The sequence below is a fragment of the Buchnera aphidicola str. Ak (Acyrthosiphon kondoi) genome (genome assembly GCF_000225445.1).
Lineage (GTDB): Bacteria > Pseudomonadota > Gammaproteobacteria > Enterobacterales > Enterobacteriaceae > Buchnera > Buchnera aphidicola_A.
Window position 1 is genome coordinate 287,460 of the sequence record NC_017256.1, and the last position, 11,519, is coordinate 298,978.

The following is an 11,519-nucleotide window of genomic DNA, read 5'->3' on the forward strand; positions in this document are numbered from 1 at the left end:
TATATAATATAATATTAAATACATTAAAAAACCTAAAAATAAAATATTAATAACTAATATTATTTAACATGACAATCAAAAAAAATAAAAAAGTAATTGTTGCTATGTCAGGAGGCGTAGATTCATCTGTTTCTGCATGGATGTTAAAGAAACAAAAATATCAAGTAGAAGGTTTATTTATGAAAAATTGGGAAGAAGATGATCAAGAAGGATATTGTAATTCTACTCAAGATTTACTTGATGCTGAAAACGTATGTGAAAAATTAAATATACATCTTCATAAAATAAATTTTTCTTTAGAATACTGGGAATATGTCTTTAAGAATTTTTTAAATGAGCACAAACAAGGGAAAACACCAAATCCCGATATATTATGTAATAAAGAAATTAAGTTTAATATGTTTTTAAATTATTCTATTCAGGAACTCCAAGCCGATTATATTGCTACAGGTCATTATGCTCGTATAAAAAAAATAAATGAAAAATATCTACTTTTAAAAGGAACAGATCTCAATAAAGATCAAAGTTATTTTTTATATACTTTAAACAAAATTCAACTTAAAAGAATTTTATTTCCTATTGGACATTTAAAAAAAAAACAAGTGAGAAACATTGCTAGAAAGATAGATTTAAAAAATTCTGAAAAAAAAGATTCTACAGGAATTTGTTTTATTGGACCTAAGAAACTAAAAAATTTTTTAAGTCTTTATCTCCCCGAAAATAAAGGTGATATAGTTACAATTGCTGGACAAGTTGTTGGAAAACATAATGGAATTTTTTTCTATACCTTAGGCCAACGACAAGGATTAGGTATTGGTGGAATAAAAGGAGAATACAATATACCATGGTATGTTGTAGAAAAAAATATCAAAAAAAATATATTAATTGTTGCTCAAGGCTCTTATAATAGATATCTTATGTCTGTTGGTTTAATTGCAAAAAATGTTAATTGGATTAACAGCGATCAATTATCTTTTCCTTTTTCATGCATGGCGAAAACAAGATATCGTCAAAAAGATATAATATGTAAAATAGAATATATCAATAATAAATTTATAAGAATATTATTTGATTTGCCAGTTATCGCAGTTACACCTGGTCAATCAATAGTTTTTTATTTATCAGAAATATGTATAGGGGGCGGAATTATTGAATCTAGATTGCCATTATTATCATTTTAATTATTTTAAATAGTAAGGAGATAATTATAATGAAAAAAATACACTTAATTACCTTATCACTTGCAGGCATATGTCAATCAGCTCATTTAGTACAGCAATTAGCTCATTCTGGAAAATGTGATAATAATGCATTTAGTATATGTTTAAAAAGTATTTTAGAAATCAATCCTGCATCTGTAATTGCAATATATGGAAATCATGAAAAAAACCTAATCGTGGGATTGAAAATTTTAGTTTCACTTTTAACTTTTTCTAGTTTTTCTCATTCATATTTTGAATTAATTAAATATATTTTTAATATGATAATAATTGAAAGAAAGTTAAAAAAAAATCGTATAGCGATCTATTCTTTAAAATATAAAATATCAGTTATAGCTAATGAGTATCACTTAAATTATAATATCGAAAATTTAATTAATAAATTAGCTAGATTATATCTTAATATTATTAGCTCTTTAGGATCTCGAATTTTAGTAAAAGGAGTAAAAAATTTTTTACAAGATCTTCGAATACAAGAAAAAATTCGATGTTTATTGTTTTCAGGTATTCGTGCTATAGTTTTATGGAAACAATATGGTGGAAATCAACTGCAATTAATATATTTTAGATATTCTATTATTAAAAAAGCAAAAAAAATATTATATAATTTAAAATATGTTACTTAATTCTTGTTGTAAATTATTAAGAAATTAGGATATAAGATATGGAATTAACTTCTTTAACTGCTATTTCTCCTATTGATGGTCGATATAGCAGCTTAACAATATTATTGAGAAATATTTTTAGTGAATTTAGTTTCTTAAAATATCGTCTTAATATCGAGATTCAATGGCTAAAAAAAATAATTAGCATACCTAAAATAATAGATATTAGTAATATTAAAGATGAAGAAATACTATTTCTTGATAATATCGTTAAAAAATTTAATGAAAAAGATGCAATATTTATTAAAAATATAGAAAAAAAAACTAAGCATGATGTTAAGGCTTTAGAATATTTTTTAAAACACAAGATTTCTAAATCTAAAAATCTTTTAATAATTTCAGAATTTATACATTTTGGATGCACTTCAGAAGATATTAATAATATAGCCTACGCGTTAATGATTAGAGATGCTCGCGATCAAATAATTTTACCATTATGGTGTAAAATCATCAATGCCTTAAAAAAAATGGTTTTTAAATATAAAAACAGTTCTTTATTATCTTTAACTCATGGACAACCAGCTACTCCGTCAACTATGGGTAAAGAAATTGCTAATTTTTATTATCGAATGAAACGTCAGTATAAAATATTAAAAAAAATAGAAATATTAGGAAAAATTAATGGAAGTACTGGTAATTATAATGCACATTTAGCTGCATATCCCGATATTAATTGGCATAAAATAAGTGAGGATTTTATAATATCGTTTGGAATTAATTGGAATCCATATACTACACAAATTGAGCCACATGATTATATTGCAGAATTTTTTAGTTGTATGTCACTTTTTAATACAATATTAATTGACTTTAATCGCGATATATGGGGCTATATTTCTCTTAATTATTTTAAGCAAAGATTAATCGATAGTGAAATAGGTTCGTCAATAATGCCACATAAAATTAATCCAATTGATTTTGAAAACTCTGAGGGTAATTTAGGACTATCTAACTCTTTAATGAATCATATGATAACAAAATTACCTATTTCTAGATGGCAACGTGATTTGAGTGATTCTACAGTATTAAGAAATTTAGGAGTAGCTATTTCTTATTCAATAATTGCATATCATTCTGTATTATCAGGAATCAATAAATTAGAAATCAATGAATTGCAAATGTTAAAAAATTTAGATAAAAATTGGTCTATCTTATCTGAACCAATTCAAACTGTTATGCGTCGTTATGGAATTAAAAATGCATATGAAACTTTAAAAAAATTAACCAGAGGAAAAGATATAAACAAAAATATTATACATGAATTTATTTCTAGTTTAAATATTCCAGAACAAGAAAAATACCGTTTAAAAAAGATTACTCCTTGTAACTATATTGGTGGAGCCAGTCAAATTATTGATGAAATAAAATAAAAAAATTTTTTTAAAAAACATATTATAATAAAAATTATATACATTTATCTAAAATCATTCAAAAGATTTAAAATACTGAGGAGATTTTTTGTGACATTAGGAATTTTAATCATTTCTATTCTACTATTAACAGGATGTAATCAATTCGTACATAAAAACCCAAATTTGAAAAATAATTATCTATTAAAAAAAAATAGTATAGAACATACCTTAAAAAATTGGAATGATATTATTCAAGTGGCTGCAAAGCAATATAAAGTTGATCAAAAATTAATTAAATCTATTATTTATGCTGAATCTTCTGGTAATCCTTATGCTAAAAGCAAATCAAATGCTATTGGATTAATGCAAATCAAACCTTCTACAGCTGGATTAGAAGTATATCGTTTACATGGGAAAAAGGGTCAGCCTTCCATTAAAGAACTATATAATCCAAAAAAGAATATTAATATAGGAACTGCTTATATTAGTTTTTTACAAAAAAAATTAATTGGCATAAAAAATAAAGATATAATGAGATATGCTATTATTGTTTCATATGTTAACGGAATGAGTGCACTTCTGAAAACATTTTCTAAAAATAGTAAGGAAGCAATAAATATAATTAATACTATGACAACAAAATCTTTTTGTACACACATAAAAAAAAACATCCAGCAACTCAAGCATTTCGCTATTTAATGAAAGTCATTATAATTTATAATTTAATATAAAAATATTTTTTAAATTATACACAAAATTAAAATATTTTTGAGATATAAAAATGGGTTTTTTAAAAGGTAAAAAAATTTTAATAATTGGAATTTCAAGTGTAAGATCAATTGCTTTTGGTATAGCAAAATCTTTATATCATCAGAAAGCTGAATTAGGTTTTGTATGTCAAAATGAGAAAATAACTAAAAAAATAAAAAATTTGGCAAATTCAATGGAATCTTGTGTCACATTATCTTGTGATGTTTCTAATGATAAAAATATTAAAAAATTATTTATCGACTTAAGTCAGGTATGGAAAAATTTTGACGGATTAGTTCATGCTATTGCCTATTGTCCTAAGGAACATTTGCATGGAGATTTTATTGATACTGTTACTAGAGAGGGATTTAATATTGCTCATGAAATCAGTTCTTATAGTTTTTTAGCGTTAGTAAAAGAATGCAGAAAAATGTTAAACAATTTTTCTTCTTTATTAACTTTATCTTATTTAGGAGCTCAACGGGTAGTACCAAATTATAATATTATGGGTTTAGCTAAAGCATCATTAGAAGCAAATGTTCGTTATATGGCTTATGCGCTAGGAAAAGAAAACATTCGAGTTAATGCTATATCATCTAGTCCTATTAGAACTGTGTCTTCTTATAAAATTAAAAATTTTAACAAAATAAAAAATTATTCTTATTCATCTGCATTTTTAAAAAATGCTATTAACAGTGAACATATAGGTAATGTAGCATCTTTTTTGTTATCTGATTTATCACTAGGTATTACCGGATCAGTTATTTATGTTGATAATGGCTTTAATATAAGCAGTATGAATAGTATCTTATAATATTATTTTTTTAAAATTTATCTGAATTTTTTAAAAAAACATAACATTCTATCATCAAAAAAGTATCATGATATACCGTATGATTTAAAAAAATTAAAAATATAATTATCTCTGCTATTTCATAAATAAATTATATATTTAAATTCATTTTTAAATTTATAAAATTATTATTTTTTTACTATGACAATTAGGTCGTATTATGATGTTCCAAAATAATCCATTACTTACACAGTTAAAAAAACATCTACATGCTAAAACACCACGTGTTGAAGGTATAGTAAAAAGTACTGAAAGGGGATTTGGATTTTTAGAAGTAGATTTGCAAAAAAGTTATTTTATACCTCCAAAAAATATGAAAAACGTGATGCATGGAGATAAAATAATTGCATTATTAAAAATAGAAAAAGATAGAGAAATAGTTGAACCTGAAAAATTAATCGAGCCTTTTTTAAATAGGTTTGTTGGAAAAATAGAAAAAAAAGATAACCGATTATTTATCATACCAGATCATCCATTTTTAAAAGATCTTATAATGTGCCAATTTAATAACAATTGCGTTAATATTTTTAATAATGGAGACTGGGCTATAGCTCAATTAACAAAACATAAACTTAAAGGAGATCACTTTTTCTGTGCTGAACTGATTGAAAAAATTACGCAAAAAAATGATCCGTTAATACCATGGTTAGTGACTTTAGCACGTTATAATCTTAGTAGAAAAGAACCTTTATCAGAAAAAAATGATCTCATATTAAAAGAACATGATGATAGAAAAGATTTAACTGATTTAGATTTCATTACTATAGATAATATAAATACAAAAGATATTGACGATGCTCTTTTTGTTGATGAAAAAATCAATGGTGAAATTGTTTTAACTGTAGCTATTGCCGATCCAACAGCTTATATAAAATATGGTAGTAAATTAGATATTTCAGCATCTAAAAGAGCATTTACAAATTATTTACCTGGGTTTAACATTCCTATGTTGCCCCGACATTTATCAGAAGATATATGTTCATTAAAACCTAATGAACGTCGTCCTGCATTAGCATGTCATATTAATATTTTAAAAGATGGAAGAATTTCTGATAAGATTCATTTTTTCTTAGCTTGGATAAAATCAAAGGAAAAATTATCTTATGATCATGTTTCAGATTGGATTGAAAAAACTGGACAATGGAAACCATCAACAAAATCTATTGAAAAACAAATATTAATTTTGCATCGTTTGTGTTTATTACGTATAAAATGGCGTAAAATAAATGCGGTATTATTCAAGGATAGTCTAGAATATCGTTTTCATTTATCTGAAAATGGACACATCATAGATGTTGTAATTGAAAAAAGACGCATTGCTCATAAAATAATTGAAGAGTCAATGATAATTGCGAATATATCTGCTGCTAATTTTTTATCTAAAAATCTTGGTTTTGGTATATATAATATACATACCGGTTTTGATTTTATCAATGCTGAAAATGCAGTTTCTTTTTTAAAAAGTTACAATTTAAATTTTAGTACGGAAGAAATAACTAGTTTAAAAGGTTTTTGTAATCTTAGACGTGTTTTAAATATATTATCAAATAATTATATTGATAGTCGTATTCGTCGTTTTCAATCTTTTGGAGATTTTAGCACTACACCAGGACCTCATTTTGCACTTGGTTTTGCAGAATATGCAACTTGGACTTCTCCTATTCGTAAATATAGTGATATGATTAATCATCGTTTGTTAAAATCAATTATTAAAAAAGAAAAACCAATTAAACCTAGTGAAGATATTAAATTAATAATAAGCGAACAAAGAAGACGGAATCGCATGGCTGAAAGAGATATTTCAGATTGGCTCTATGCCATATTATTACAGCAAAAAAAATATCAAAATAAAAAATTTAACGCTGAAATAACTGATATTTCTCGAAGTGGAATAAGAGCACGATTAATAGAAAATGGTGCTAATGTTTTTATTCCTGGAATCTTTATACATCCTATTAGAAACGAGTTAAATTTCAATAAAGAACTAGGAAAAGTCTTTATTAATGGTATTATGCATTACAAAATATCTGATTTAATTCAGGTTACTTTATCAGATGTTCGTTTAGAAACACGTAATATTATTGCTAAACCTCATTTTTAAAATTAAAAAAATAAAATATTTTAAAAAAGTTATAAAAATTTAACATAAATTAGGAGTATAATATGAATATTTCAATTTTTGATTTATCTATATATATAAAATTCTTTATAGGTTTATGTGCTTTAGTTAATCCAATTGGAATGATTCCTATCTTTACAAGTATGACGAATAATCAGTCGTTCTTAGAAAGAAAAAAGACTAATTTAGTAGCTAACTTTTCAGCATCATTAATTTTGTTAATATCGTTATTCTTCGGTAGCAATATTTTAAATATTTTTGGCATATCTATTAATTCTTTCCGTATTGCTGGTGGGATACTTATTATGAGTATAGCTTTTTCTATGATTAGCGGACAATTTACAAAAAAAATAAATTCTAAAAAAGACAAAAAAGAAGAGAATAATCTAGATAATATAAGTGTTGTCCCCTTATCTATGCCTTTAATTGCAGGACCTGGGGCTATTAGCTCTACTATTGTTTGGAGTACTTATTATACAAATTGGACAAATTTATTTATATGTAGCTTTGTAATTTTTTTATTTTCGTTTGTATGCTGGTTATGTTTTGAAGCAGCTCCATGTGTTGTGCAAATTTTAGGAAAAACAGGAATTAATATTATTACTCGGATCATGGGCTTGTTACTAATGTCTTTGGGTATAGAATTTATTAGTACAGGTATTAGTACTATTTTCCCGGGATTATTACATTAACCTACTTTTTTACATTTAAATTTTTACTGGATAATTTTTGCAAAAAAAAATAATTTTTTTTCGTGATTTAGGAATAGAACATTGGTTAACAACTGTCGATAAAATGAATAATTTTACAATATCACGTGATATTTATACATTTGATGAAATTTGGTTTGTAGAACATCATCCAATTTTTACTGAAGGACAGTTAAACAATAAAAAAAATATAATTTGTGCTCATGACATTCCAATAGAAAAAACTGATAGAGGAGGTCAAATTACATATCATGGACCTGGACAACAAATATTATATTTTTTGATCAATATAAAACGTAGAAAAATTAGTATTCGTCAATTAATAGACATAATGGAACAAACAGTTATAGAAACTTTAAATAGTTTTTGTCTTAAAGCATACACTAAAAAAAATTCACCAGGTGTATATATAAATGAAAAAAAAATATGTTCTTTAGGATTGCGAATCAAAAAAGGTTCTACTCTACATGGTTTAGCACTTAATGTTAATATGAACTTAAAACCATTTGATTATATTTACCCTTGTGGAGACATAAATATAAAAATGACACAAATAAAAGATTTTAATGTAAACATTGAATTAAAAGATATAAAAATTATTTTAATTAAAAAATTATCTAAATTGTTAAAAGTTACTATGATCAATGGTGACTAAAAAAATAAATCAAATAATTTTGATTAATTATGAATATAATATCACATTTTGAACTCTTACTTTAATAATCATTGTCATTTTATATATAGTATATATTCAATAATTGTAATTGAGATAACAAATTTCATGAAGATAAATAAAGATGTTTTTTTAAACAATAAGACATCAGAAAAATTAAAAATTATTAATACTAAAAAAATTTATGACGTCACAAAAAAATTAGCAAAACCCAACTGGATAAAAATCAAAATACCTGTTGATACATCTCGTATATATCAAATAAAAAAAGCATTACGTAAAAACAATCTACATTCTGTTTGTGAGGAAGCTCATTGTCCAAATTTATCAGAATGTTTTAATAATGGTACTGCAACATTCATGATTCTTGGATCTATATGCACACGTAATTGTCCTTTCTGTGCAGTATTTCATGGAACACCTAATCCTGTAAATACAGAAGAACCTCAAAAGTTATCTAATACTATTTTTGATATGGCAATTAATTATGTAGTTATTACATCAGTAGCACGTGATGATTTACATGATGGAGGTGCTCAACATTTTGTTAATTGCATTCAAGCTATTCGAAATAAAAATACAGTTAAAATTGAAATACTAGTTCCTGATTTTCGAGGAAGAACAGAATTAGTTTTAAATATTTTTAATAATGCATTACCTGATGTTTTTAATCATAACATAGAAAATATTCCTAGAATGTATAAAAAAATTCGTCCTGGAGCAAATTATAAAAGATCTTTATTATTATTAGAATCATTTAAAAAAAAATATTCTAATATACCAACTAAATCAGGTCTAATGTTAGGACTTGGTGAAAAAGATATAGAAATTACTCAAGTAATGAAAGATCTTTATTCAAGTGGTGTGTCATTGTTAACAGTAGGTCAATATCTTCAACCTAGTACCAGTCATTTACCAGTACAACGTTATATATCACTTTCAGAATTTGAAGATATAAAAAAGGAAGCGTTATCTATTGGTTTCACTAATGCTTTTTGTGGTCCTTTAGTGCGTTCATCATATCATGCTAGTTTTCAATCGAATTTACCTGTTAAGAAATAATAATATTAATAGTATTTAAAAATTAAATTTTATATGTCATATAACTAGTACGTTTTACATTAAAAAATGTATAAGAAATAATATTTTTTATTGATGTATATTATTGATACTCGAGGTTGTATAGTGTCGTATTCTAATTTTTTCAACATACCTAAAATCATTATTGCATTAGATTTTTGCAATAAAAAATCAGCTATGAAGTTAGTAAATCTTCTTGATCCATCAATTTATTATTTAAAAATTGGAAAAGAAATGTTTACAATTTTAGGTTGTAAATTTATAAAAGAATTACAAGAAATGGGATTTAACATATTTCTTGATTTAAAATTTCACGACATCCCAAATACTGTTTTTAATGCTATAAAAGCAGCAGCAGATTTAGGAATATGGATGTTAAGTGTTCATGCTTCAGGTGGTAAAAAAATGTTAATTTCTGCAAAAAAAGCATTGAAATCTTTTAAAACACCTCCTTTATTAATAGCTGTTACAGCATTAACTAGTTTGAAAGAAAAAGAATTAAAAGAAATTGGAATTCAAATTTCATTAACAGAATATATTTTAAAATTATCAAAACTATCTCATGATTGTGGTTTAGATGGTATTGTATGCCCAGGAAGAGAAGCTAAAAAAATTAAATTTTTATTTGGAAATAAATATAAAATTATTACACCAGGTATTAGGATTGCTAAAGATTTACCATATGATCAAAATAATATAATTACTCCTAAAAAAGCAAAAGAATTGAAAATAGATTATATAGTTATAGGACGTTCTATTACTATGTCAAAAAATCCAATTAAAAAACTAGATTTAATAATAAAATCTATGCAATAAATTAAAATATAAAAACATTTAAAAATATTTTTTTTAATCCTAAATTAGGAGGATTTATGCAATTAATAGAAAAAGCTATATTACCCACTCTTTGGGGAAACTTTTTTATATTAGGTTTTGAAGAAAAGAAAAATGGTAAAAACCATGTTGCTCTTGTATATGGTGATATAAAAAAAAGCACTCCTATTCTTTCTAGAATACATTCAGAATGTCTTACAGGAGATGCTTTATTTAGTTTGCGTTGTGACTGTGGAAGTCAATTAGAAATGTCTATGAAAAGAATTGCTCAAGAAGGCAGTGGTGTATTAATTTATCATCGTCAAGAGGGAAGAAATATTGGCTTGCTTAATAAAATAAGAGCATATGCTTTGCAAGATACAGGACTAGATACTGTTCAAGCTAATCAAAAACTTGGTTTTTCTGCAGATGAGAGAGATTTTTCATTATGTGCTGATATATTTAATATATTAAATATTAAAGAAATTCGTTTATTAACAAATAATCCATTTAAAGTTCAGATGCTTAGTGATGCTGGTATAAATGTCATAGAACGAGTCCCTCTTATTGTAAAAAAAAATCCTAATAATGCTTATTATTTAAAAACTAAAGCTGAAAAAATGGGACACTTATTATCTGAATAAATATAATTAATTATTGAAATATAAATTGCTATTAATTTTTTTAAAAATACGCTTTATTTCTTAAATAATAGGGGTTTTTTGATGAACCCCCGAATTAAGAATTATAAAAAAATCTTTTAATATTTTTTTGTCCTTTAAAATAGCATTTCTAATTTCCGATGGAGTACATCTTTGACCAGTCCATGTTTTAAAATCTCCATTTTTATTAATATATTTATATTTTTCCGGTCTTTTTGGTATTTTACGTTTTTCTAATGATTTAATAGAATTAGTTTTTTTTAATTAGTTCATTAGGGTTTATACCATCAGCTATTAACACTTCTTAATATTTTTTTATTTTTCTTTTTCTTATCGCGTTTTTTTCTGCTTCTCTTCATTCTTTAATAACAACTTTAAATTTTTCTAATATTTCTTCTAGAGTTTCTAAAGAATATTCTCGTGAATACACACGAAGTGTGCGAATATTATTCAGAATTTTTAGTATTTCATTTATTAGCATGTTCTCATCATATCAGTTCAATATAAAAATGTTTTTATTTAATAATCAATGTCAAAAATGAGAAATTAATAATTTTAATATAAAAAAAGAATTTATATATTAAAAATACAAAAATTTTTTATGAAACTATTAATAAATCTT

Annotated in this window: 11 protein-coding genes and 1 pseudogene; 11 read left to right on the plus strand and 1 reads right to left on the minus strand. The window is 24.7% G+C overall.

Annotated elements, in window-relative coordinates:
* The first annotated feature begins 68 nt into the window (after positions 1-68).
* The 11 genes from mnmA (at position 69) to ribA (ending at position 10,879) form a co-directional block, all read left to right on the plus strand.
* Entirely contained in the window at positions 69-1,181 is a 1,113-nt protein-coding gene (gene mnmA / locus BAKON_RS01325) for a tRNA 2-thiouridine(34) synthase MnmA (RefSeq protein ID WP_014499414.1), read from the plus strand.
* Positions 1,182-1,210: 29 nt separating this feature from the next.
* Complete coding sequence (gene hflD, locus BAKON_RS01330) at positions 1,211-1,846, plus strand: high frequency lysogenization protein HflD (protein WP_014499415.1); 636 nt, start codon at positions 1,211-1,213, stop codon at positions 1,844-1,846.
* 38 nt (positions 1,847-1,884) lie between these two features.
* Complete coding sequence (gene purB, locus BAKON_RS01335; RefSeq protein WP_014499416.1) at positions 1,885-3,255, plus strand: adenylosuccinate lyase; 1,371 nt, start codon at positions 1,885-1,887, stop codon at positions 3,253-3,255.
* 90 nt (positions 3,256-3,345) lie between these two features.
* Complete coding sequence (locus BAKON_RS01340; RefSeq protein ID WP_014499417.1) at positions 3,346-3,936, plus strand: transglycosylase SLT domain-containing protein; 591 nt, start codon at positions 3,346-3,348, stop codon at positions 3,934-3,936.
* A gap of 82 nt (positions 3,937-4,018) precedes the next feature.
* Entirely contained in the window at positions 4,019-4,801 is a 783-nt protein-coding gene (locus tag BAKON_RS01345; RefSeq protein ID WP_014499418.1) for an enoyl-ACP reductase FabI, read from the plus strand.
* A gap of 202 nt (positions 4,802-5,003) precedes the next feature.
* A complete protein-coding gene (gene rnb, locus BAKON_RS01350; protein ID WP_044005660.1) occupies positions 5,004-6,941 on the plus strand; it encodes an exoribonuclease II in 1,938 nt (645 codons plus the stop codon).
* Between the two features lie 62 nt (positions 6,942-7,003).
* A complete protein-coding gene (locus BAKON_RS01355) occupies positions 7,004-7,651 on the plus strand; it encodes a YchE family NAAT transporter (RefSeq protein ID WP_014499420.1) in 648 nt (215 codons plus the stop codon).
* Positions 7,652-7,688: 37 nt separating this feature from the next.
* Positions 7,689-8,324: a lipoyl(octanoyl) transferase LipB gene (gene lipB, locus BAKON_RS01360; RefSeq protein ID WP_014499421.1), complete on the plus strand. Its 636-nt coding sequence runs from the start codon at positions 7,689-7,691 to the stop codon at positions 8,322-8,324.
* A 126-nt stretch (positions 8,325-8,450) separates the two neighbouring features.
* Positions 8,451-9,404, plus strand: a complete 954-nt coding sequence (gene lipA, locus BAKON_RS01365) for a lipoyl synthase (RefSeq protein WP_014499422.1) — start codon at positions 8,451-8,453, stop codon at positions 9,402-9,404.
* Between the two features lie 93 nt (positions 9,405-9,497).
* Positions 9,498-10,238, plus strand: coding sequence for an orotidine-5'-phosphate decarboxylase (pyrF, locus tag BAKON_RS01370; protein ID WP_014499423.1), 741 nt, complete (start codon positions 9,498-9,500; stop codon positions 10,236-10,238).
* 56 nt (positions 10,239-10,294) lie between these two features.
* Positions 10,295-10,879, plus strand: coding sequence for a GTP cyclohydrolase II (gene ribA, locus BAKON_RS01375; protein WP_014499424.1), 585 nt, complete (start codon positions 10,295-10,297; stop codon positions 10,877-10,879).
* A gap of 60 nt (positions 10,880-10,939) precedes the next feature.
* Here the strand turns inward: ribA and BAKON_RS01380 are convergent.
* Positions 10,940-11,372: pseudogene (locus BAKON_RS01380) on the minus strand (transcriptional regulator).
* Positions 11,373-11,519: the final 147 nt, after the last annotated feature.

Coding starts and splice junctions, on each gene's coding strand:
- mnmA (WP_014499414.1), top strand. CDS start 69: ATGACAATCAAAAAAAATAAAAAAGTAATTGTTGCTATGTCAGGAGGC.
- hflD (WP_014499415.1), top strand. CDS start 1,211: ATGAAAAAAATACACTTAATTACCTTATCACTTGCAGGCATATGTCAA.
- purB (WP_014499416.1), top strand. CDS start 1,885: ATGGAATTAACTTCTTTAACTGCTATTTCTCCTATTGATGGTCGATAT.
- BAKON_RS01345 (WP_014499418.1), top strand. CDS start 4,019: ATGGGTTTTTTAAAAGGTAAAAAAATTTTAATAATTGGAATTTCAAGT.
- rnb (WP_044005660.1), top strand. CDS start 5,004: ATGTTCCAAAATAATCCATTACTTACACAGTTAAAAAAACATCTACAT.
- BAKON_RS01355 (WP_014499420.1), top strand. CDS start 7,004: ATGAATATTTCAATTTTTGATTTATCTATATATATAAAATTCTTTATA.
- lipA (WP_014499422.1), top strand. CDS start 8,451: ATGAAGATAAATAAAGATGTTTTTTTAAACAATAAGACATCAGAAAAA.
- pyrF (WP_014499423.1), top strand. CDS start 9,498: ATGTATATTATTGATACTCGAGGTTGTATAGTGTCGTATTCTAATTTT.
- ribA (WP_014499424.1), top strand. CDS start 10,295: ATGCAATTAATAGAAAAAGCTATATTACCCACTCTTTGGGGAAACTTT.